A 21,503-nucleotide genomic window follows, 5' to 3' on the forward strand; every position below is an offset into this window, starting at 1 on the left:
TTATCGGCCCGCACCCCGCCGTCGATCCGGTCCGCTTCACACACCCTCGGCGCGGTGCTCCGGTTCGGCCCGGTGCGGAATGAGGTCGACGAGGCGGGCGACGATCGGTCCCACCACCGCCAGGATGATCACGTAGGTGGTGGTCAGCGGGCCGATGATGCCATCGGTGGACGTGATGACCGCCCCGGCGATGATGATCGAGAACTCGCCACGCGCGATAAGTACCGCCCCGGCGCGCAGCCGACCGCGCGGGCCGACCCCGTCCCGCCTTGCCGCGTACCACCCGGTGCCCACCTTGGTGAGGGCGGTGACCACGGCGAGCCCGAACGCGATGGGAAGAAGGGGCGGCAGGGTGCGCGGGTCGATGGTCAGGCCGATGGTGAGGAAGAAGGCGGCGGCGAACAGGTCGCGCAGCGGGGCGATGACCTGGCGCGCGCGATCGGCGACCTGGCCGGTGAGGATGAGGCCGACGAGGAACGCGCCCACGGCGGCAGAGGCCTCCACCAGCTCGGCGGCCCCGGCCACGATCAGGGTCAGGCCGAGCAGGCGCAGCAGGAACTGCTCGGTGTCGGCGGTGTCGAGAAAACGGATCAGGCGGGCGCCGTGCCGGTGGGAGGCGGCGAAGGCGAGAGCAACGGCACCGCACGCGACCCCGACGCTCAGGAGAGCGTGCCACCAGGAGCCGCCCGCGGCCAGAACCCCCAGCAGCGGCAGGTAGGCCGCCATCGCGACGTCCTCCAACACCAGGATCGACAGCACCGAGGGCGTCTCCCGGTTACCCAGCCGCCGCAGGTCCCCCAGCAGCCGCGCGATGATGCCCGAGGAGGAGATCCAGGTGACCCCGGCCAGCGCCATGCTGCCGACCCACCCCAGCCCCAGCATCCAGCCGACGATCGCGCCGGGAGCGGCGTTGAGCACGAAGTCCACCGCGGCGGAGGGGACGTGGGTGCGGATACTGGTGGAGAACTCGGCCACCGAGAATTCCAGGCCCAGGGTCAGCAGGAGCAGGACCACCCCGATCGACGCGCCGATCTCGACGAACAGTCCGGCCGCCGGAACCGGAGCGACTCCGCCTTGACCGAGCGCGAGGCCCGCCAGCAGGTACAGCGGGACGGGCGAGTAGCCGAACCTGCGCGCCAGCGCACAGAGCACACTGAGGACGGCGAGGACGATGCCGAGCTCGAGTAGCAGCGCGTAGAGAACGGGCAAGCGGTCAGCCCTTCAGGATGGCGTTCACGCCCGCGATCCCCTCCTGGGTACCGATGACTACCAGGTTGTCGCCGGAATGCAGGACCTCGTCGGGTCCTGGCGAGGCGATGACGTCGTCGCCGCGGACGATTGCCACGATGGACGCGCCGGTTCGGGTGCGGGCTCGGGTGTCGCCGAGTCGGCGGCCGACGAACGGTGAGCCGACGGCCACGGGAAGATCCTCGGCTCTCAGCCCCGGGATCTCCTTGCTCAGGTCGGCGAAGCGTTCGGTGATCCGCGGCGCCCCGAGGATCTCGGCCACAGTGTCGGCCTCCTCGGTGGTCAGGCGGAACACCGGCTGTCCTACATCCGGGTCCGCGGCGTAGGAGACGAGCTCGACATCGCCTCGGCGACTGACGATGATGCCGATCCGATTGCCCTCGGCGGTGGTGAACTCGTAGCGCACCCCGACGCCGGGCAGCAGGACCTCGGTCACATCCATCCTGCCATTATGTCCGGCACTCCTTCGCCGTTCACGTGCCCACGCGAAAGTGTGAGCGTTCCCGAACCGACCGTTGGTCGCCAACCGTCGGAAAACATGACCGTGGTTGGCAAGTTAAGACGGGATTCTCTGCACGACCGTCGAGGTGGCCGGCGGCGCCGGACGGACGTGTCGGCGCGGCCTGTCGGCCTGCCTCATGAACACGAGACACGGGGAATTCCACTGATGACACACCACCCGGGGACCGCCTCCCGCACCCCCGCCACGCCCGCCGCGTCCGGCGCAGTCGCGACGGTCGACACCCTGGCCGACCGACTGCGCGGTCCGGTTCTGCGGCCCGGAAACGTCGGCTACATCGAGGAGTGCTCCGGCTTCCAGACGGCGTTCCAGCAGCGGCCGAGCGTGGTCGTAGGCGCCACCGGTGCCGACGATGTGCGGGCGGCGGTGGAGTACGCCGCGTCGCGCGACCTGCCCGTCGGAGTCCAGGCCTCCGGGCACGGAGCACCGTTCTCCGCCGAGGGCGGGGTCCTGATCACCACCAAGCGCATGGACGGTGTGCACGTGGACGCCGAAGCCCGCACGGCGCGGCTGGAGGCGGGCGTGCCCTGGAAGCGGGTGGTCGCCGAGGCGGCCCGCCACGGTCTGGCTCCGTTGAACGGCTCGGGCCCGAACGTCGGCGCGGTCTCCTACACCCTCGGCGGCGGACTCGGCCTGCTCGCCCGCCGCTACGGCTACGCGGCCGACCACGTTCGCGCCATCGACGTCGTCACCGCCGACGCCCGCCTGCGCCATGTCACGGCCGACAGCGATCCGGACCTGTTCTGGGCGCTGCGCGGAGGACGGGACAACTTCGGTGTGGTGACCGGCCTGGAGGTCGACCTTGTGCCGGTAGACCGGATCTACGGCGGCAGCCTGGTATTCGACAGCGACCGGGTCGAGGACGTGCTGCGCACCTACCTGGAGTGGACCCAGTCGCTTCCCGAGGAGCTGACCTCGTCGGTGGCGACGGTGGTCTACCCCGACATTCCGCAGCTCCCCGACCACCTGCGGGGACGCTACGTGGCCCAGGTTGGGATCGCCTACACGGGCGACGCCGCCGAAGGCGAGCGGCTGGTGGCGCCTTTGCGCGCGATCGGACCGCGACTGAAGGACACTTTGGCGGAGATGCCCTACGCGGAGTCGGGTTCCATCTACGAGGAGCCGACCACGCCGCACGCCTACTGCGGGGACAATGCCCTGCTCAGCGGGATCGACGCCGCGGTGGTACGGCCGCTCATGGACCTGACCGGTCCGGACGCGCCGGTGATGTGCGTCCTGGCGATCCGCCACCTCGGCGGGGCGCTGTCGCGGCCGCCGTCCACCCCGAACGCGGTTGGGCACCGCGACGCCCGCTACCTCGTGGGCATCCTGTCCCCGCTGGGTGACCCGGAGGTGGTGCGGCCGCTCCACGAGCGGGTGCTGACGCAGGTCGCGCCGCAGACGATGGGTACGAACCTGAACTTCGTCTTCGGCCACGGCGAGCGTCTGGCACCGGAACGCGTTCGAGCCTGCTACGAGTCGGCGGACTACGCACGTCTCACCGAACTCAAGGCGCACTACGACCCGGCCAACACGTTCCGCATCAACCACAACCTCCGTCCGGTCATGGAGGTCGGCTCACGCTGACCCGCAGGGGTCCGCCTCGGCGCCCTCTGTGCCGAGGGCCGCCCCCAGGGCCCCATGGATTTTCTATCAGTTGATTGACATCCGGCCCCGGGCGATCTAGCTTTCTATCAATTGATAGAAATCGAGGAGGGGCAGCGTGACGGCGAAGCGGGCGAAGCCAGGGCCCCGGTCGGAGGAGCGCCGTGAGCGGATCATCGCGGCGGGCTACCGCGCGATGGTCCGCTCCGGCTTGGCTGGTGCACGGACCCGCGACGTCGCCGCGGAGGCCGGTATCACGGTCGCGACCCTGCACTACTACTTCCCCACCAAGGACGACCTGGTACGAGCCGTCCTGGAGCACACGATCCGGGAACGGATGCTGGCCCCGCTGCGGCTGGAGGCCGACTGGGCGGATGGCCTGGCGGGGCTGCGGACGATGCTCACCGGCCTGTCCCAGCAAGCGGAGGCCGACCCGGGCCACTTCCGGCTGCTCCACGAGATGACCTGGATCTCACGCGAGGACCCGGCGGTGCGCACGATGCTCGCGCGCTGGCACGAGGACTGGCACCGCACGATCGCGGGCTGGCTCGACGCCGGCCAGCGGGACGGCCGCGTCCGCGCCGACCTCGACGCGCAGACGGTCGCGGGCATGGTCATGTACCTCGTGCTCGGAATGGTCATGCGTCCGCCCATGCCTTCCGGGGTGGACGGACGTCTGGCCATCGAGCTCGACCTGCTGCTGTCCCCGATCGCTCCGTCACCAGCCGACTGAGTGGGCGCCGGGTCCGCCGGTGCGCCCACGGAGGCAAGGAGATGACGACATGTCCCATGAACGAACACAGGTGGTGATCGTCGGCGGAAGCCTGGTCGGTCTGTGTATCGCCCTCTTCCTCCGCCGGTACGGCGTCGAGGTCGTGCTCGCCGAACGCCACCCCGGCACCTCCATCCATCCTCGGACCCCCGGATACAACGCGCGCACCATGGAGCTGTTCCGAGCGGCGGGGGTGGAGCACGCCGTGCGCGCGGCCGACCCCTGGCAGCTGACCGACTCGGGTTTGCTGTGGGCTGAGAGCCTGACGAGCCCTGAGTACCACTGGTTGCATCCGCCGAACGCGCGACGGGCAGAGGAGGGGTTCTCCGATGTCGGTCCGTGCGATGACATGGTCCTGTCCCAGGACCGGCTCGAACCCGTGCTCCGCGAGAACGCCGAGCGACTCGGGGCCGACCTCCGATTCGGCACCGAACTCACGTCGTTCACCCGTCAGGCAGACGGCGTGACCGCGATCCTGACCGACCGTGCCACCGGCACTCGCTCGACGGTGCTCGCCGATTATCTGGTCGCGGCCGACGGAGCCAACAGCTCAGTCCGCACTCGACTGGGAATCGGGAGGACGGGACTGGGCGTGCTGGAGGACGTCGTGAGCATCATGGTCCGTGCCGACCTCGGCGAAGCACTGCGCGACAAGCGTTTTGTCATCTGCCAGGTGGACAATCCACAATTCTCCGGGATGGTCCGTGTCACCGGGGACATGCTGTCGCTGTATGTGCCCTACCGCTCCGATCGGGGAGAGAGCGCGGACCAGTTCACCAGTGAACGCTGTGTGGAGCTGGCACGAGCCGCCGCGGGCCTACCGGACCTCGCGGTTGAACCACTCGGCGTCCAGGCATGGCAGGCCAGCGCCGCTGTGGCGGAGCGGTTCAGCGACGGCAGGGTGTTCCTGGCCGGGGACGCCGCCCACGTCATGCCTCCGGCCGGAGCCTACGGCGCGAACACCGGCATCCAGGACGCGGCGAACCTGGCGTGGAAACTCGGCTACGTCCTGGGCGGCTGGGCCGACGCGGCACTTCTGGGCACCTACGAGACCGAACGGCGTCCGGTCGCCGAACTGACCGTCGACCAGGCCCTGGCCACCGGGCGGGAGTGGTTCGGAGCCGATGTTCCTCCCGAAGTCGGGGAGATCGAGCTGATCGACGAGGTCACCCTCAAGTTCGGCTACCGCTACCCCGCCGACGGGGCTCCCGGACCCGCCCATGAGCCCTTTGAGGACCCCAGGAGTCCGACCGGTCGGCCCGGCACCCGGGCGCCGCACCTGTGGCTGGACATCGACGGGAAACGACTGGCGACAGCGGACCTGTGGGCATCGGGCTTCGTCCTGCTCACCGGGGATGACGGCGTCGCTTGGGTGGAGGCGGCCGGCACCATCGCCCGGCGCGACGGAGTGCCGCTCACGGCCTACCGTGTCGGCGGCGGCGACGGCGTGCCCTCCGAGGCGCCGCCCCTCCGGGACCGCGAGGGGCGCTGGCCCTCGCGGTTCGGGACCACCGGGAGCGGAGCCGTTTTGATCCGCCCCGACGGATTCATTGCGTGGCGCGCGTCGGCGGCGACCGGTTCGCATGATGTTTCCGCTCTCGATGACGCGCTCAGGCACGCACTCGGCTCCACGCGCGCGACCGGCTGATCAGCCTCGTCATGGGACCTGGGCGGCCCACCGGGCCGGCCCTGTCCTAACCTTCGAAGATCAGGCAGCTGCCAGAGGCGGTGGCCAGAACCTTTCCTGCGCCGTCGGTGACCTCGCCCTCGCCGAAGGCGACACGCCGTCCCGGCTTGGTGACCCAGCCGCGGGCGCGGATCTCACCGGTGTGCGCGTGGATCGGCCGCACGTAGTTGACCTTGAGCTCGATCGACGAGTACCCGGAGCCTGCGGGCAGGGTGGTGTGGACCGCGCAGCCGATCACCGAGTCGAGCAGGGTGCACACCACACCGCCGTGCACGAGGCCGATCGGGTTGTAGACCGATTCGTCGGGCGTGCAGGCCATGGTCACCTCGCCCTTCTCGGCCGTCATGCCGGAGAACCCGCCGAGGAGCTGGCTGATGGGAGCGGGCGGTAGTTCGCCCGCCGCCACGGCGCGCAGGTAGTCCAAGCCCGACATCTCAGCCCCGGCCTTGGCCGTGGTGATCGGGTCGTGCCACGTCACGGTCTTGGTCCGGGGCTCGCCCCATTCCTCTGGCGCCACAGGCGTGTCTTGGTTACTCATGAGAAGGAGCGTAGCATTTAAGTTCAGAAATTGAACCCAGGTAATCGCATTTTTTGGGAGGACATGGAATGCCCAAACCCCGGGTGTGCTCGGTCGCCCGCACGCTGGACGTGGTCGGTGAACGTTGGACGCTGCTGGTCCTGCGGGAGGTCTTCCTCGGCGTGCGACGCTTCGATCTGATCCACGAGCACACCGGGGCGCCGCGCGCGGTCCTGACCGAGCGGCTCCGCCGCTTGGTCGACGCAGGCATCCTCCGGCGCGAGGAGTACCGCGAGAAGGGGCGTCGCCCACGGTACGAGTACGAGCTCACCAAGGCCGGCCACGAGCTGCGCCCGGTACTGACCGCGCTTATGCAATGGGGTGACCGGTACCTTGCCGGGCCGGAGGGGCCGCCGCTCAAGCTCCATCACGCGGACTGCGGTGCCCGGGTCCGCACGGCCCTGATCTGCGAAGACGGCCACCATCTGCCTGACTCTGGGGAAGATCTCCGTGCTGTTCCCCGCCACCGTCCACCGCGGGAGAGCTGAGCCGGATCCGCGAAGTGCGGAACAACAGCCCTCGACTACCGCCGCCCCCTTGGCTTGGGACGGCAGCCGACGGGGTAAAGGGTCGACGCGTTGCAGCTCCGCCCGTTCGGGTGCTGAGGGGCTGTGTAGGTCGGCGCGGATCCGGAGGAACCTGTGGCTAGGCCGCCCTCGGCTCCCTCATGGTGGTGTCAGGTCCCTTCACGCTGCGCACGCAGCGGCTGGCCATTGTCTCCGACGAGGCGTTGCGCCGACTGGCCATGCGCGGGCTGGTGATCGTCGGTGGCCGCGATGCCATGGTCGATTCCCACGGGACCGCGAGTCCCCTACCCGGGACGGTCGCGGGCTTTCTGTTGGGGGTGGCGGATCCGCCACCCCCAACAGAAAGCCTCCCCAGTACTCCTAGGCAGTGTTTTTCGAACGGGTGAGGTCGCGTAGCCAGATCCGTATCGAGGCGAGCTGGACGGTCCCGTCGTAGATCGCGGCGCGCTTGTCGTACCTGGTGGCCACGGCCCGGTTCTGCTTGAGCAGGTTGATCGCCCGTTCTACAGTGTTGCGGCCGCGGTAGGCACCCCGGTCGAAAGCCGGGGCCGACCGCCCGCCGATCCCCTGCGCCTGCGATTGGCCCGCTGGTCGGCGGGCTGGGCAATGGTCGCCTTGATACCGCGCCTGCTCAGGTGGGAGCGGATCGCCGCTGAGGAGTAGGCCTTGTCCGCGAGCAGCCGGTCGGGCCTGGTCCGGGGCGCCCGACCGAGCGGGGCAGGTGCAGGGCGACCATCAGCGGCTCGAACATGGGCGCGTCACCGCGCTGGCCGGGGCTGGTCGCGGTCACCAGCGGCCGCCTGCGCTGGTCGGCGATCAGGTGGATCTTGGTGGTCAGCCCGCCCCGGGAACGTCCCAGTGCTTCCGAGCCGTCCGCTTCGTCCCGTACCGCTTCCCCTTTTTCGCGGCTCCGGCGGCGTGGGAGTGGGCGCGCACGCTGGTGGAGTCGATGCCGACCACCAGGTCTTCTCCGGTGGCGGCGTCGATGCGCAGCCGGTCGGCGATCCTTTGCCAGGTGCCGTCCAGGCACCAGCGGCGGTGGCGCCCGGCCGCGGTCTCCCAGGGCCGTAGCGTTCGGGCAGGTCACGCCAGGGGATCCCGGTGCGGGTTCGGAACAGCACGGCGTTGATGACGCGGCGGTGGTCGGCCCATTGGCCGCCTTTGGGCGGGTTGTCGGGCATGAGCGGGGCGAGCAGGGCCCACTCGGCATCGGTGAGTTCATGACGGCCGGACACGCTCACCAAGATTGCCAGCGCGAGCCCCACTCCACCCGCCGATTCAAAAAACAGGCCCTAGCGGCCGACGCGCTCTCCCGCGGATCCCGGCCGACGGGCATCGCGGCGGATCACGGTCTTGCGCCCCTTGATGGTGGTGCCCTTCATCGCGGCGATGACCCGGTCGGCGTCGGCCGCCGGGACCTCCACCAGCGAGAATCGGTCCGCGATCTCGATCGCTCCGATGTCGCGTCCGCTAAGCCCCGCCTCACCGGCGATCGCCCCGACCAGGTCCTGGGGTCGGACCTTCGCGCTGCGCCCGGCTCCGACGAACAGGCGGGTCACGCCCGCGGACCCGCCACGGGGACGCCGCTCGCCGCGGGCGCCACCGCGCCGGTCCGCCGCCTGCCGGTCCGTGCCGCGTCGGCCGCGCTTGTCGGGATCCGGCTTGAGGGAGACCGCGGGGATGTCCCGCTCGTCACTCGTCGGATGGAGTGCCTCGTGGGCGAGCTTCATCGCCGCCAGGGCGACGGCCTCGGCGTCGTACTCATCACCGAGCGATTCGAGCATGGCACGGAACTCCTCCAGTCCACCGTCCTCGCTCAGGTTCTCCAACAGAGTGGTGCGGGTCAGTTCCAGGCGCCGGGCCCGCATGTCCGCAACGGTCGGCACGTCCTCCACAGGGATCGTGTAGCCGGTCGTCCGCCGGATGTTCTTGAGCGCGCGGTGCTCGCGAGGCTCCATCAGCGTGACCGCCACACCCTCACGACCGGCCCGCCCCACCCGGCCCACGCGGTGCACATAGGACTCCGGTGCCGAGGGGACGCTGTAGTTGATCACGTGCGTGAGCTGGTCGATGTCGAGCCCACGCGCCGCGACGTCGGTGGCCACCAGCAGATTGGCCGATCCGGCGCGCAGCCGCCCCATAACGCGGTCGCGCTGCTCCTGGCTCATGCCGCCGTGCAGGGCCTCGGCACGGTGTCCCCGCTCGTTCATGGCGCTGGTGAGCTGGTCGACCTCTTCGCGGGTGCGGCAGAAGACGATCGCGGCGGCGGGCCGCTCGGCGTCCAGCAGACGCCCCATCGCCGCCGATCTGTATCCACGCGGAACGACGTAGGCGGCCTGACGCACCCTTGGCTGCTCGCCCGGGGCCTGCTCCTCACGAGCGATCTGGATCCGTACGGGGTCGCTCAGGTGTCGGCGAGCCATCGCGTCGATGCGCGCCGGCATGGTCGCCGAGAACAGCACGGTCTGGCAGTTCGGCGGCGTCTCCTCCAGGATGGCCTCGATGTCCTCGGCGAACCCCATGTCGAGCATCTCGTCGGCCTCGTCGAGGATGACCATCTCAAGGGCGTCCAGCGGAAGTGTGCCACGGCGCAGGTGGTCCAGTGCGCGGCCCGGAGTGGCAACCACGACGTCGACGCCGCGCTCAAGGCTCCGGAGCTGCCGTCCGATCGGCGTGCCGCCGTAGACGGGGAGCACCCGCGCGCCCAGGGAGCGGCCGTAGCTGTCGACTGCCTCGGAGACCTGGACGGCGAGTTCGCGCGTCGGGACCAGGATCAGTGCGACGGGCACGCTCCGGTCGCGGTCGGCGCGCAGGCGCTGGAGTACCGGGAGGGCGAATGCGGCGGTCTTGCCGGTGCCAGTGGCGGCCTGGCCGAGCAGATCGCTGCCCTCGACAAGGTGCGGGATCGCTTCACGCTGGATGGGAGTGGGCTGCTCGTACCCCAGTCCGGCGATAGCGTCGAGCAGCTCCGGCCGTAGCGGCAGGTCGGCGAAGCCGTTCGACATGTCGGTGGGGACGAGGGCCATGTTTCTTCTCCTTGTGCGGCTTGTGCAGGGTGATGCTGGTCGGTGGTGCGTGTCCGGGTGGGGGCCGGAGGTGGAATGCCGGAGCGCATGCCGGTACGTGGCCACGGCGGCGGGGCCTGTTCCAGGACTCGGGTGGCGCGGTGGGGCGCCTTTCATGTCGAAGGTCGGCGGCTCTCGGCGGGTCGGGCGGCAGGGCGAGTCAGGGCCATAACAACGGTCGCAGACGATGCGGGCCAACTCGACAGTGGCACGCAGACGCGCGTACCCGACGCGCTCCCGCCGACCCGAGACGGAAGCGGCGGCGTCGGGGCCATCTCGTTGCGGAGGGTGTGCTGACCGGCGGCTGCTACTCCAGGGTAGGCGATCCACGCGCCCCCTGGGGACCAGCTCATCGCGTCATTGCCCACGTTTCCGGGCACAGACGCGGCGCACGTTCCGCGGCCGGTGGGCTCGATTGGCCTGTCGTCATCCTCACAAGCTCCTGACGCCGGCCGAAACAACGTGATCGCCGACTGACGATCACGCGGACCGCTGCCATCACCGCGCGCGACCGATTAGGTCTGGGCAGTGACGACAGCGGTCGCCGTACAGCCGGGGACAGCACCGTCGTGGACTCGGCGGTCGTAGGAATCCGGTCGGTCAAGAGTCCGACGTACGCGCAGGGGTGATCCCACGTTCTCGGACGGCTTGGGCGTCGCGGTGTGGTGCGAAGCCGACGACGCCCGAGCCCGTGCAGGCCGGGCCCGGTTCGGCCGGGGAGAGCTCTAGTGGCGCGATGCGGAGGCGTCCGTAACGCTCTTGCCGTCGGCTCCCTTGGTGATGGTGAAGGCGTCGACCACCTCGCCGTCGGCGGTGGACGCGGTGTAGTCCATCCGGTCACCGTCGACCGTGACGGCCTGGTAGGTCTGTGTGTCGGCACGCTGGACGCGGGCCTCAGCGCCGTTGCGGACCCAGTTGGTGTCGCTGACGTCGTACATCTTGGGCCCGGTCACCGAGACGACGTAGACGGGGCCGGTCTGGACAGCGGGGTCATCGGTGCGGTTGGCGACGAGGTTGCCGCGGCCGTAGCTGTGGTCGTGGCCCTGCAGCACGAGGTCGACGTTGTAGTCCTCGAAGACGTCGAGCCAGTGGCGGCGCAGAGGTTCGTTGTCGCGGCTAGGGCTGTTGGAGAAGAGCGGCTGGTGGAAGGTGACGACGGTCCAGCGGTTGGGGTTGTCCGCCAGGACGTCGCGCAGCCAGCGCTCCTGGTCCTTCAGCCAGTCGGTGGAGGAGAACCAGGGAGCGTTGGTGTAGCTGGCGTTGAGCGCGATGAACCGGACGCCCTGGAAGTCGGTGTAGTAGGCGGTGCCGTCCAGGTCCTTGTTGTCGGGCCCGTTTCCGGCGCCGGGAAACTGCAGCGGCCAGTGGGGGGTGAGCCGCCAGCCGGAGTACTCGTGGTTACCGGGGGCGGCCACCTGATTGATGGCGGCGGTGGTGGGCGCGAAGGCGTCGTACCACTCGTCCCACTGATCGTCGTCAGTGCCCTGATTGACCAGGTCTCCGGCGTGCAGGGCCAAGCGGGCGTCGGGGGTGTCGGCGAAGGCGGCCTTGATGGTGGGGGCGGCGCCGCGCGTGATGTCGTTCTGGACGTCGCCGAAGTAGAGGAACGTGAAGGGGTCGGCGCTGTCGGCGGCGGTGGTGAAGGTGTGCCAGTCGCCGGCCGCGCCGCCGACGACGCGGTAGCGGTACTGGCGGCCGGGTTCGAGCTCGTCGGCGGTGGCCCGGTAGTAGACGCCGGAGGCTTCGCCGGTGCGCTTGCCCTCGATGCGGCGGATCCGTTCGGGGCCGTCGGCGGGCGCGATCTCCAGGACGGGTGCACCGTCGTTGGGAATGCGCCAGGTGACGGTCTGCGAGGTGCTGGGGTCGGCGGTGGGCGAGAGGGTGACCCGCTCGGGGGCGGCTGCGGCAGCAGCCGGGAGCGGCGCGGCCACGCTGGTGGTGGCGGCCACCAACGCCGCGGCCGTGACGCCTCTGATCAGGGCGAGCGCTCGGTGTGCGGGGGTACGGGGGTGGGTGATTCGTGCGGACATGGGGGCCTTTCCGCATATATGACGGTTTGGACCCAAACGACGGTAGCTCCCCCATGACAACGAAAGGTGAACAGGCGGGTACGGGCGGTTGCCAAGCCAGGCGCGCTGGCGCCCTGTCCGGACAGCCGACCATGCCCTGCACAGCGGACGAGCGCTGACAGACCTCCAGGATCCAACGGTGCCGCGGGTAGCCCCGGCGCGGGCCTGCCGGGTCGGAGGACCCTCCGACCCGGCAGGCCGATCTCTACAGGACCGCGAACATCACCATGTCCTTTGCTCACCTGGCATGCGCCGGGGCACGTGGACCCCGCGAATCACGTGGGCGTGCCACCGGCGAGGATGACGCCGGTGAACGATCCGCCGTGGCAGGTCATGGCTGCACCGTGATGCCCACCGCTGCCCCTGATCAGTTTGTGGATGCAGCTCAGCGCCGCTTCAGGCGCCTCGGTCTCTGCGGCCTGCGCGGTACCCGCGAGGGCTCCGACGAACACGAGGGCGACAGCTGTAGCGACGGCATGGCTGAGGATGCGCATGTCCTGCTGTCCTTCCTTCTGTCCGGTGGACGGGTGGAGTCGGCGTTTGGTGCCGCTGCCACCCGTCACCCTCGGGCTGTTTCTCTGGCTGGAACCGGCACGTTGGGGTGGTCAGCGGCCGTGGGACCTGCCTACACCCGATTACGGGAGGTTGGTCCACTGGTGGGAGGAGATGTTGTTGTTCAGCGCCTCCCCGGCGCCGGCGCCGCCGGGGTCGTAGGTCCATTTCCGGAGATCGTTGAGGACCACGCCGTTGTACACGCCGCGGCGCGCACCGGAGTGGTTGCGGCCCCAGTAGACCCACACGTCGTCGTAGTTGCCCGGGTAGCCGTTGTTCCACAACGACGACACCCGGTTGCGGCACACACCCCAGTCCTTGTCGTTGGACTCCCAGCCGTAGCAGTGGTTGGTGCGATTGAAGCCGTAGTAGCCGTGGAGCTTGCCGTCCGCCGCCTGGGTGTCGAACTCAGGCTGGGGCTCCTCGGCACTGGCCGCGGGAGTGGCTAGCAGGCTCAGGGCTGCCGCCGCCGCACCGGCGGCCAGGATCCGCGTGGCCTTCACTTGCTCACCTTCCTGTTCTGCGACTTTCCTCTTGCAGGGACGCGGGTGCGCCCCTGGTCACTCGCCACCGCCCGGCGCCTCCTCGGCGTTCTCCCCGATGACGGAATAGGCACGGGGCAGGGCGTCCAGCTGCAAACGACGCTTCTCGGCCAGGGCGGAGGCGTACTCCCGCCGGAGTTCGCCCGCGTAGTGGCTGTCGAGATCCGCGACCACGTCGGCAAAGCCCGATTCGACCGCGCAGCGAGCCTCCGCCGTCGCGAGGTCGACCTCGTCCTCTTTTGGCATCGGGGCCTCCGGTGGGGGCAGAGCATCGCGCAGCTCCAGCGGTGTGGCGTACTCGTGCCCTGCGGCGCTCATGCACGCCGCCCACGGCTTCGCGGCCTCTTTGTAGCGCGGATCGCCGATGACGCGCTGGTAGCGGATCTCCGGAAGGGAGTCGACTGTCACCCGCGCTTGGAACCAGGCGGGGAGATCGCCGTAGAGCTCGCGCTGGGCCTGTGATGTGCAGCCCTGGTCGCTGCGGTCGAGGCTCATACCATCAGGTGTGGTGGCCCTCAGGCCGACCGGCTGCGGACCGTTGGCCGCCCTTAGCGCGTCCGCTCTCCGCTCCTCTGGCAGACTCTCGAAATAGACCCGATTGGGATCCTTTTCTCTCAGCTCAGCGCGCTCGCGTTGGAGCTCGGAACCGTAGCCGTGCTTTTCGGCCCAGTCAGGGTCGTCGATCACGTAACGGTGATCCTTGGTTTCCGGTTGCGGCTCCTCGATCGCGATCCAGTACTCGAAGCCCTTGTCCTCCATGCACTCTTTGAGCAGCAGCTGCTCCGCCTTGGCCAGAGCCTCCTCCTCTTGCGGAGTGGGGTTGCGGGGCAGCGCGTCGCCGCTCGCCGTGTCGCTGGCCGCTCGCAGGGAGGCCGCGAACATTCCGGCTAGGGCTACTAGGAAAACCACTGCGACCAGCGCGATGGCCGCTGTGAGCAGGCGACGTCTCTGCCTCCTCGCAGCGTGGTTCTGACCCCCGCCCGGTCGTACGTGTCGTTCGCGCATGGTCCCCAGAGTCAGCGGGGAGGGGTGAACGAGCAATGCTTTTCGGGCTTCACCGAATGTCGCTGATGGGGACGGTGATCCAGATATCACCGGGTCGTCTGGTCAGAGAGCGCGGTGCGATGGCGGCGTACGTGCCAGGTGGCTTCTAGGACCAGGGCGAGCCACCTCGGAGCAGGTCACGACGATGGCCGGTTCGACTGGCTGCCCTCCCGAGCGCCACTAAGGCCGCGACGCGAATGACGGAGACCGAGCAACGCCCGCGTCCTCCTGGCCGCCATCGGCCATCGGCCGACCGCACAGACTCCACCACGAGTGGACCGCCGTACCCATTGCCTCTCCACCCTCAGAAGTCACGCACAGTGACCGACGCGGCTGGAAGAGCGGAATATGCCCACCCCTCGATCCGCAGCCTCTACCAGCTGCTGCCCCAAAAGGGGGTCGCTCTTGGCGTCTATGCGCCGCAGAACCTGGGACGAGTCGGTCAGATCTCGGCTCCCCCACGGCGTGCGTCACACCTGAGTAGATCCCCGGACCGCGTAGCGGCCGAGGCAGGGCCGGAGCTGGTCGAAGCTCGCACGGGTGGGCTCGGCGAGGCGTTCAGCGATGGAGTCGTTGGTCTCACCGGCCAGTGTGCGGCGGACGACACCCTTGAACACGACCCGGTGGACACCGTCGAGGTGCACGGCCGCGAGGCGGGGGGTCAGGTCGTCGCCAGCGGCACCGGTCTCCTGAGCCAGGGCGGCGGCGAGCCCCTCCTCGCGCTGTTCGTGGATCTCACGCAGCCGGGCCGACAGGTCCGGGCTTGCCGTGATCATGCCGGCGAACGCGGGGCTGGAGAAGCCGAGAGCAGGGTCGCACCTTTCGAGGGCGGCGAGGCAGGCGCGGCTTAGCGCGTCCAGAGCCGATTCACCAGGCGCGCGCTGGGTCACCGTGCGCGCGGGACCGGTGATGAGGTCCTCGTGGATGTCGAGGACGAGGTCCTCCTTAAGCGGGAAGTGGTTGGTCACAGTCATCTTGGCCACCCCCACCTCTGCCGCCACGTCGGCAATGGTCACGCTGTCGAAGCCGCGCTCGATGAACAGGCGCGTGGCCGCATGTGAGATCGCCTCACGCGTCCGCTGCTTGTTGAGCTCGCGCAGGCCGGGGGTGCCTCGTGTCATGCCCGCATCCTATCCACCTCTCTATGCTCGTGCCATTAATTAGGTTTGACCTATTTGATTGGTTGGACCTAAGTTTATGCGGCCGGCGAGCGCGTTGAGAGGAGCCGCCCCATGACCCAACGCCGTCACGGTCCCGACGTGGCACCGAACCGCGAACCGATCGAGCGCGGACTGCTGCGCATGGGGGCCGTTGTGGCCCTCGGCCCGATCATGGCGTTGCTGGACACAACGATCGTCAGCGTTGGAATCGACGCCATTGCGCGGGACCTGAACGGCGCGATGACCTCCATGCAATGGGTGGCGAGCGGCTACCTACTGGCCATCTCGATGACCATGCCTGTGTCGGGCTGGGCGGTCGCACGGTTCGGTGCGAAGACCGTCTGGATGGCGTCGGTTGCGCTGTTCGCCGCCGGATCCGCGCTGTGCGGCGTGGCGTGGTCGACCGGCAGCCTGATCCTCTTCCGCCTGCTGCAGGGCCTGGGCGGCGGCATGGTCCAACCGGTCGGCCAGTCGATCCTGGTCCGGGCCGCCGGACCGTCCCGCGTCGGCCGGGTGATGGGCACATTGGTACTCCCCATCACCTTCGCTCCGGCGCTGGGGCCGGTCCTTGGCGGTGTCATCCTGCACGGTCTGGGCTGGCGATGGATGTTCCTGCTCAACGTCCCGGTCGGGATCGCCACGCTGGCGCTGGCCGCCCGCAGCCTTCCTGGCGATCGCACCGACGCACCGCGTGAGCCCGCCGATCACCGCAACCCTCTCGATGTGCTCGGACTCGCGCTGCTGGCGCCCGGTCTGGGCACGCTCGTCTACGGCCTGTCGGCCGCAGGTGACAGCAGCGGTTACGGCGCTGTGCCCACCGTCTGGGCGCTGGCCGCCGCCACGGCACTGCTGGTCGGCTATGGGGCGCACGCACTGCACGCCCGAGCCACTCCGCTGATCGATCTGCGCCTCTTCGCCCACCGGGGGTTCTGCGTCGCAACCGCCAACTCGTTCCTGCAGGGGGCCGCGCTCTACAGCTCGATGTTCCTTGTGCCGCGCTACTACCAGCAGGTCGAGGGCGCCGGAGCCATAGAGGCAGGCCTTCTGGTGGGCGCTGGTGCTGTCCGCCATCCCCATCGGCTCCGCCCTGCTCTACCCCACCACGACGACCCGATGACCCCATCCACCACTTGGAGGAACACTATGAACCTGCGCGTCACCGATGCCGAACCGGTCCGGCTCCTGGCCGTGCACGCTCACCCCGACGACGAGTCGAGCAAGGGCGCGGCGACCCTGGCCCGCTACGCCGCCGAGGGTGTCGATGTCCTGGTCGCCACCTGTACCGGCGGAGAGCAGGGGTCGGTCCTCAATCCCCGCATGGATCGGCCGGAGGTCTGGAAGAACCTGACCCAGATCCGCCGCGCGGAGATGGCCGCCGCCCGGCAGATCCTCGGCGTCGACCAGCGGTTCCTCGGCTTTGTGGACTCCGGTCTGCTCGCCGATGGTGAGCCCCTGCCTGAAGGCTGCTTCGCCCTCCAGCCCGTGGAGGACGCCGCACGTCCCCTGGTCGCCCTCATCCGCCGGTTCCGGCCACACGTTGTCATCACCTATGACGAGACCGGGGGCTACCCCCACCCGGACCACATCATGACCCACCGGATCAGTGTCGAGGCGTTCGACGCGGCCGGTGACCCCGGTCGATACCCGGGAGCGGGCGGGACCTGGCAGCCCCTCAAGCTCTACTACCACCGCGCGTTCTCCCGGCAGTGGTTCCAAACCCTGCATGACGCGATGACCGCCGAGGGCCTCGACTCGCATATGGGGCCGATCCTCGCCGACTGGCCCGACGCTGCGAGCGTCCCCGCCCCCACCACACACGTCGCCTGCGCCGCCTATTTCGATGCCCGGGACCGCGCGCTGCGCGCTCACGCCACCCAGGTCGCCCCTGGCGAGGGCTTCATGGCCCACCCCCGCGAGATCGAGCGGCGGGTCTGGCCGACCGAGGACTACCACCTGGCGCGCTCCCTGGTTGAGACGGCGATTCCCGAGAACGACCTCCTGGCCGGCATTCGCACAGATCACGAAAAGGCGTGCCGGATGGGCAGGCCTACTCGGTGATGACCGCGCCCCTGAAACGTGGCGTGTACAGCGCCACCACCCCCGCCACAGCCGCTCCGGAGCCCCAGAGGACCAGAGCAACAGCTGCCGTGTGGCGCTGGGCGAGAAAACCGATCAGCGGATTGGCCAGGAGCAGCGGTAACCACTGGGCGAAGGCCACTACTGCCTGGACGCGACCGATCGCCTCACGAGGGGACGCGGCGACGAAGAGGGGACCCACATGGGTGGAGAAGACGCCGGTTCCGAGGCCGGCGACCAGGGCCGAGAACCAGAACACCAACGGCTCCGGGGCGGCCGCTGTGGCAGCGATCGCCATCCCTGCGGTGAGCATCCCGACCGAGGCGCTGAGCCCCGCCCGCTCGGCGGTCCCCCGCCATAGCACGCACACGGTCACACAGGCCATACCGACGCCGTAGGCGCCCGCCGCCACCCCCGTGGTCATCGCGTCCCAGCCTCGCTCGGTGGAAACGAGAGGCACCAGGGGTGGGGAGAAGGGGACGATGAACATGGCGAACGCCCCGGTCAAAAGCACGATCGCACGCAGCAGGGGCGTGGTGAACACCATCAGCAGGCCCTGGCCGACCTGCCTGCTCAGCGTGGCGCTCTGCGCGGCAGTCACCGTAAGCGTCGCCTTCGAGCGCACCCTCCAGAGCACCACCAGCATGCCCAGATAGCTGACCGCCCCAGCCCAGAACGTGGCCGACAGCCCCACGATGGCGATCGCGGCGCCTCCCAGGGGCGGCCCGCAGAGCATGGCGCCCTGCGTGAGTATCTGTCGAGCCGCCATGGCACGGCCGAGGACGTGCGCATCGACCAGCAGTTTGGGCACCGAGGCTGAGGCCGGAATGTTGAAGGCATCGACCGTGCCCAGGGCCACCGCGATCACGACCAGGGTGTTCGCCCCTGGAACGTCACCATCATGGCGAAGGCACCCGTGGCCGCCACGGCGCACAGGATCATGTTGGCGCCGATCATGACGGGAAAGGCCCCGATACGGTCGCTCAGCGCGCCTCCGTGCAGGGTCAACAGCACGCGGGGGATCACTTGTGCCGACAGCACCGTGGCCGTGAGGGTGGGGCTCACCAGGGCTGCGTGCCACACGAGCCCGAAGACCAGCATCTGAATTCCCAGCGACGTGCACCCGACGCCGGTGAGCCAGAACCAGTAAAGACGCGGCGGAGGCGCTCCGCTCGACCCCATCCATGCCCCTTTGACTGCGGCTGCTCCGGTGGGCGGTGCGCCCCTCTCCCTCCGGGAGGCCTGGGGCGCACCGTCGGAGCACGCTAGTGCGCGCATCCGACACAAAAGGGGGCGAGACTGGCAGGAGCGGTTGATCGAGTGATCTGTATCCTCCGTGGCCCCGGCGAGTGGATCACTGTTCGCGGTCGTCGGGGCGAGGCGGTTCAGGTCCTGCCAGCCTGGCAACGACCCGGGTCGCGGTCGTGTCGTGGAACCCGACGGCCCGGGCGATGACCGGGATGCGGGCCTGGAGCACGAGCTGGCTCAGAGCCGCGGTGCGAACCGCTGTTCCGGGGATGCCGATGTCGCGGATCAGACCGGGGAGGCTGTGCGGCTGCGTGGAGCGTCCGGTGCCGCTGTCCAGAAGCTGGTCGAGCCGACCGTCCAAATCCGCTTGTCCACCATTGCGGCACGGCACTACCTTGCCGATGTGGACCTCTTCTCACAAACTTGGACGGCGTTGCGCACGGCGGTTGCCGAACTCCCGGACGAGGACTTCGTACAGCCGTCCGGCTGTACCGGCTGGCTCGTGCGGGACCTGGTCTGCCATCTGGTCATCGACGCTCAGGACGTCCTGATCACCCTGGTGACCCCCGCCGATGCGGAACCGACCCGCGACGCGGTGACCTACTGGGACGTCGCCGAAACGCCGCCGACTGGCGAGGACCCGCTCGACGCGCTGATCGTCCGGTTGGCAGCCGCGTACGAAGAGCCTCGGCTACTCAAGTTCCACTTCGACGACGTCGGTTCCGCCGCCGACCGCGCCGCCGAAGTCGCCGACCCGGGCCTCCGGGTCGGAACCCGCGACGAGGTCCTCACCGCGGGCGACTACCTCTCCGCGTACGTCTTGGAGTGGACGCTGCACCATCTCGACCTGGTCGCGCACCTCCCGGACGCGTCGGACCCGCCCGCAGAGGGGATCGCCCGGTCCCGCGAGATGCTGGAGAAGATCGCCGGGACCGCGTTCCCCGCGTCGTTCTCCGACAAGGACGCGCTGCTGGTCGGAACCGGACGGCGTGCCCCGACCCACGAGGAGAAGGCCGAACTGGGCGAGCTGGCCGCGAAACTCCCGCTCGTCCTCGGATGATCGCCTGGCTGAACGGGACTTCGGCGCAGGAGAGACAACGGCGCGGGAACAGGCGGGCGCCATGTCCTCGGTGGCGGGGAATCCGTCGGCCCGCAACCGCCGGACGGCGGCGTCAAAGCAGAGGCTGGTCCACCACACCACCGTGCTGAGCGCCAGCAGGAGGGCGCCGAGCTGGTCCTCCAGGCTCTGGCGGTAGCGCAGCTTGAGTTCCCCCGCGGTTGTTGAAGCAGATCTTGCGGGCCACTCGGTGGCGGGACTCCGAGACGTTGACCTGGGCGGTGATCATGCGGCGGTAGGGCTCGCCGTGCAGGAACTGGAGCAGGTGCAATGTCTTGAAGATGCGGCCGTAGTGGGCGCAGGCGTCGCCCAGTCCGGTGGGGTGTCCCTCTCGGGAGAGCATGCGCGCCAGGCCGTCGGCGCGCTCGGCCCCGTGCTACGGAGCTGACGGGCGTCCTGGTTCAGGCCGCTGGCCGACGCGCATCGGGGCAAGGCCACACCCACCCATCAGCGGAACACGATCGCCTCTGTGAACCGTGTGAAGAAATGTCGCATTAACGACGAACCGGGCGCGGGCACGGGGCATCACAATCCTGCGGGTAGCGACACCGTTCCAGCCCTAAAGGCTCGCGTCATGGTGTCGCCCCTCCGTTCGTGTGCCATAAGAGCCAGCAGGAGTATCTCCGTGACGTCTTCACCCCACCACGACGGCGTAGCCGGCCACCTCTCGAGACGGCGCTTCGGCAACCTCGCTGCCCTCGGGCTCGTGGCCGGTGCCGGTGTGGCCGGTCTCGCTTCGCCCGCGGTGGCCTCCGGAAGCGACGGGCAGGTCTACTACGACCGTGCCCGCAGGCTGGCCGGAAAGGACCCGGTCCTGCGGGCCATCGTCACGGCGCTCACGCCTGACATCGACTTTCCGCGCCCGCCCGCGCCAGCGCCGGTGAAGCTGTTCGACAACCTCGCCATGCTGAGCGTGGGATTCGTGCACGCCATGGCGGTCCTGACCGACGACGGGATCGTCCTGATCGACGCGCTCAGGTCGCCCGAGGACGCCAAGAACACTCTCATCCCCGGGTTGCGCGAGCTCGGAGCCGATCCGGAGGCCATCAAATACGTCGTCGTCACCCACGGCCACTATGACCACTTCGGGGGCGCGCAGTACCTCGCCGACCGCTATGGGACAAGCGTGATGATGTCGCCGGCCGACTGGGACCTCGTCGCCCGCACACAGCCAGACAATGCCCCCACCCGGGACCTGGACATCGCGGACGGGCAACAGCTCACGCTCGGCGACACGACGTTCCAGCTGCACTACACCCCTGGTCACACGCCCGGCACCGTCTCCCCCATCTTTCCGGTGCAGGCGGGCTCCGAGCGCCACATGGCCATGCTGTGGGGCGGCACCAATCCGCCCGGAACGCTGACAGAGCTGCGGACCTTCCTGGCGTCCATCCGCTCCTTCCGGGAACGGATGCGGGAGGCGAAGGTGGCGGTGGAACTGTCCAACCACCCCAACGACTACGGACTCGAACGCGCGGAGCAGCTTCGCAGCCAGTCCGATGAAGCGAACCCCTTCGTGCTCGGTGAGCGGCGGGCGGACCGGTTCATGGCAGCGATGGACCTCATGCTGCGCGGGAGGATCGCCGACGCCGAGGCAGCCGCAGCCCGGGCCTGACAGAGCGCGCCACCGCACCGACGGGTGACCGCGGCGACGAAGCCTAGATCTCGCCGTACCTGACCGCTCGCATCCTGCG

General features: G+C 69.3%; 20 protein-coding genes and 2 pseudogenes. 8 read left to right on the top strand and 14 right to left on the bottom strand.

The window, feature by feature from the left end; genetic code table 11:
• Nucleotides 1–36 precede the first annotated feature (36 nt).
• Both CDO52_RS15680 and CDO52_RS15685 read right to left on the bottom strand, forming a co-directional pair.
• Nucleotides 37–1,209, bottom strand: coding sequence for a cation:proton antiporter (locus CDO52_RS15680; protein WP_017619123.1), 1,173 nt, complete (start codon nt 1,207–1,209; stop codon nt 37–39).
• Nucleotides 1,210–1,213: 4 nt separating this feature from the next.
• Nucleotides 1,214–1,690, bottom strand: coding sequence for a cation:proton antiporter regulatory subunit (locus tag CDO52_RS15685; protein WP_017619124.1), 477 nt, complete (start codon nt 1,688–1,690; stop codon nt 1,214–1,216).
• Between the two features lie 225 nt (nt 1,691–1,915).
• Here CDO52_RS15685 and CDO52_RS15690 point away from each other — a divergent pair, with 225 nt between their 5' ends.
• From CDO52_RS15690 to CDO52_RS15700, 3 genes are all read left to right on the top strand, one after another.
• Nucleotides 1,916–3,355, top strand: a complete 1,440-nt coding sequence (locus tag CDO52_RS15690) for an FAD-binding oxidoreductase (RefSeq protein ID WP_094932485.1) — start codon at nt 1,916–1,918, stop codon at nt 3,353–3,355.
• Between the two features lie 136 nt (nt 3,356–3,491).
• On the top strand, nt 3,492–4,106 hold the full coding sequence (locus tag CDO52_RS15695; protein ID WP_017619126.1) for a TetR/AcrR family transcriptional regulator: 615 nt from the start codon (nt 3,492–3,494) through the stop codon (nt 4,104–4,106).
• A gap of 49 nt (nt 4,107–4,155) precedes the next feature.
• Nucleotides 4,156–5,793, top strand: a complete 1,638-nt coding sequence (locus CDO52_RS15700; RefSeq protein WP_017619127.1) for an FAD-dependent oxidoreductase — start codon at nt 4,156–4,158, stop codon at nt 5,791–5,793.
• A gap of 46 nt (nt 5,794–5,839) precedes the next feature.
• On the opposite strand, the gene CDO52_RS15705 is transcribed toward CDO52_RS15700, so the two are convergent.
• The gene (locus tag CDO52_RS15705) at nt 5,840–6,370 is read right to left on the bottom strand and encodes a PaaI family thioesterase (protein WP_051060776.1); all 531 of its coding nucleotides are present in this window, start codon (nt 6,368–6,370) and stop codon (nt 5,840–5,842) included.
• Between the two features lie 68 nt (nt 6,371–6,438).
• On the opposite strand from CDO52_RS15705, the gene CDO52_RS15710 reads away from it, so the two are divergent.
• Nucleotides 6,439–6,897: a winged helix-turn-helix transcriptional regulator gene (locus CDO52_RS15710; protein WP_017619129.1), complete on the top strand. Its 459-nt coding sequence runs from the start codon at nt 6,439–6,441 to the stop codon at nt 6,895–6,897.
• A gap of 399 nt (nt 6,898–7,296) precedes the next feature.
• Here CDO52_RS15710 and CDO52_RS15715 read toward each other — a convergent pair.
• The 7 genes and pseudogenes from CDO52_RS15715 to CDO52_RS15745 all read right to left on the bottom strand — a co-directional run bounded on the left by CDO52_RS15715 (nt 7,297) and on the right by CDO52_RS15745 (nt 15,329).
• A pseudogene (locus CDO52_RS15715) lies at nt 7,297–8,117 on the bottom strand (IS5 family transposase).
• Between the two features lie 111 nt (nt 8,118–8,228).
• Nucleotides 8,229–9,962 (bottom strand): DEAD/DEAH box helicase, encoded by a 1,734-nt coding sequence (locus CDO52_RS15720; RefSeq protein ID WP_094932486.1) that lies wholly within the window; start codon nt 9,960–9,962, stop codon nt 8,229–8,231.
• Nucleotides 9,963–10,726: 764 nt separating this feature from the next.
• On the bottom strand, nt 10,727–12,031 hold the full coding sequence (locus CDO52_RS15725) for a purple acid phosphatase family protein (RefSeq protein WP_017621794.1): 1,305 nt from the start codon (nt 12,029–12,031) through the stop codon (nt 10,727–10,729).
• A gap of 314 nt (nt 12,032–12,345) precedes the next feature.
• Nucleotides 12,346–12,564 carry a hypothetical protein gene (locus CDO52_RS15730; protein ID WP_017621793.1) on the bottom strand — a complete coding sequence of 73 codons (219 nt, stop codon included), beginning with the start codon at nt 12,562–12,564 and terminating at the stop codon, nt 12,346–12,348.
• A gap of 141 nt (nt 12,565–12,705) precedes the next feature.
• The gene (locus CDO52_RS15735) at nt 12,706–13,125 is read right to left on the bottom strand and encodes a hypothetical protein (protein WP_094932487.1); all 420 of its coding nucleotides are present in this window, start codon (nt 13,123–13,125) and stop codon (nt 12,706–12,708) included.
• Nucleotides 13,126–13,182: 57 nt separating this feature from the next.
• Entirely contained in the window at nt 13,183–14,046 is an 864-nt protein-coding gene (locus CDO52_RS15740; protein WP_017621791.1) for a hypothetical protein, read from the bottom strand.
• A gap of 632 nt (nt 14,047–14,678) precedes the next feature.
• Nucleotides 14,679–15,329, bottom strand: a complete 651-nt coding sequence (locus CDO52_RS15745; protein ID WP_017621790.1) for a TetR/AcrR family transcriptional regulator — start codon at nt 15,327–15,329, stop codon at nt 14,679–14,681.
• Nucleotides 15,330–15,509: 180 nt separating this feature from the next.
• Here CDO52_RS15745 and CDO52_RS29505 point away from each other — a divergent pair.
• Both CDO52_RS29505 and mca read left to right on the top strand, forming a co-directional pair.
• Nucleotides 15,510–16,421 (top strand): annotated as a pseudogene (locus CDO52_RS29505) (DHA2 family efflux MFS transporter permease subunit); the annotation flags it as partial.
• Between the two features lie 90 nt (nt 16,422–16,511).
• Nucleotides 16,512–17,426, top strand: a complete 915-nt coding sequence (gene mca / locus CDO52_RS29510; protein WP_033302376.1) for a mycothiol conjugate amidase Mca — start codon at nt 16,512–16,514, stop codon at nt 17,424–17,426.
• Here mca and CDO52_RS15755 read toward each other — a convergent pair.
• The 3 genes from CDO52_RS15755 to CDO52_RS15760 form a co-directional block, all read right to left on the bottom strand.
• Complete coding sequence (locus CDO52_RS15755) at nt 17,416–18,312, bottom strand: MFS transporter (RefSeq protein WP_026126424.1); 897 nt, start codon at nt 18,310–18,312, stop codon at nt 17,416–17,418. The genes mca and CDO52_RS15755 overlap by 11 nt on opposite strands.
• The gene (locus CDO52_RS27530; protein WP_157745586.1) at nt 18,309–18,626 is read right to left on the bottom strand and encodes an MFS transporter; all 318 of its coding nucleotides are present in this window, start codon (nt 18,624–18,626) and stop codon (nt 18,309–18,311) included. Before CDO52_RS27530 ends, CDO52_RS15755 begins: the two co-directional genes overlap by 4 nt.
• A 172-nt stretch (nt 18,627–18,798) precedes the next feature.
• Nucleotides 18,799–19,053, bottom strand: a complete 255-nt coding sequence (locus CDO52_RS15760) for a hypothetical protein (RefSeq protein WP_017621788.1) — start codon at nt 19,051–19,053, stop codon at nt 18,799–18,801.
• 42 nt (nt 19,054–19,095) lie between these two features.
• On the opposite strand from CDO52_RS15760, the gene CDO52_RS15765 reads away from it, so the two are divergent.
• Nucleotides 19,096–19,752, top strand: coding sequence for a maleylpyruvate isomerase N-terminal domain-containing protein (locus CDO52_RS15765; RefSeq protein WP_026126422.1), 657 nt, complete (start codon nt 19,096–19,098; stop codon nt 19,750–19,752).
• Nucleotides 19,753–19,864: 112 nt separating this feature from the next.
• Here the strand turns inward: CDO52_RS15765 and CDO52_RS15770 are convergent, their stop codons facing one another.
• On the bottom strand, nt 19,865–20,161 hold the full coding sequence (locus CDO52_RS15770) for a Tn3 family transposase (protein WP_269769198.1): 297 nt from the start codon (nt 20,159–20,161) through the stop codon (nt 19,865–19,867).
• 273 nt (nt 20,162–20,434) lie between these two features.
• Between CDO52_RS15770 and CDO52_RS15775 the strand changes: the two genes are divergently transcribed.
• Complete coding sequence (locus tag CDO52_RS15775; RefSeq protein ID WP_017621786.1) at nt 20,435–21,424, top strand: MBL fold metallo-hydrolase; 990 nt, start codon at nt 20,435–20,437, stop codon at nt 21,422–21,424.
• The last annotated feature ends 79 nt before the right edge of the window (nt 21,425–21,503 follow it).

Origin of the sequence: Nocardiopsis gilva YIM 90087 (assembly GCF_002263495.1) — a bacterium.
Classification (GTDB): Bacteria; Actinomycetota; Actinomycetes; order Streptosporangiales; family Streptosporangiaceae; genus Nocardiopsis_C; species Nocardiopsis_C gilva.

Coding starts and splice junctions, on each gene's coding strand:
- CDO52_RS15710 (WP_017619129.1), top strand. CDS start 6,439: ATGCCCAAACCCCGGGTGTGCTCGGTCGCCCGCACGCTGGACGTGGTC.
- CDO52_RS15730 (WP_017621793.1), bottom strand. CDS start 12,564: ATGCGCATCCTCAGCCATGCCGTCGCTACAGCTGTCGCCCTCGTGTTC.
- CDO52_RS15690 (WP_094932485.1), top strand. CDS start 1,916: ATGACACACCACCCGGGGACCGCCTCCCGCACCCCCGCCACGCCCGCC.
- CDO52_RS15745 (WP_017621790.1), bottom strand. CDS start 15,329: ATGACACGAGGCACCCCCGGCCTGCGCGAGCTCAACAAGCAGCGGACG.
- CDO52_RS15740 (WP_017621791.1), bottom strand. CDS start 14,046: ATGTTCGCGGCCTCCCTGCGAGCGGCCAGCGACACGGCGAGCGGCGAC.
- CDO52_RS15705 (WP_051060776.1), bottom strand. CDS start 6,370: ATGAGTAACCAAGACACGCCTGTGGCGCCAGAGGAATGGGGCGAGCCC.
- CDO52_RS15725 (WP_017621794.1), bottom strand. CDS start 12,031: ATGTCCGCACGAATCACCCACCCCCGTACCCCCGCACACCGAGCGCTC.
- CDO52_RS27530 (WP_157745586.1), bottom strand. CDS start 18,626: ATGGGGTCGAGCGGAGCGCCTCCGCCGCGTCTTTACTGGTTCTGGCTC.
- CDO52_RS15700 (WP_017619127.1), top strand. CDS start 4,156: ATGTCCCATGAACGAACACAGGTGGTGATCGTCGGCGGAAGCCTGGTC.
- mca (WP_033302376.1), top strand. CDS start 16,512: ATGAACCTGCGCGTCACCGATGCCGAACCGGTCCGGCTCCTGGCCGTG.
- CDO52_RS15720 (WP_094932486.1), bottom strand. CDS start 9,962: ATGGCCCTCGTCCCCACCGACATGTCGAACGGCTTCGCCGACCTGCCG.
- CDO52_RS15685 (WP_017619124.1), bottom strand. CDS start 1,690: ATGGATGTGACCGAGGTCCTGCTGCCCGGCGTCGGGGTGCGCTACGAG.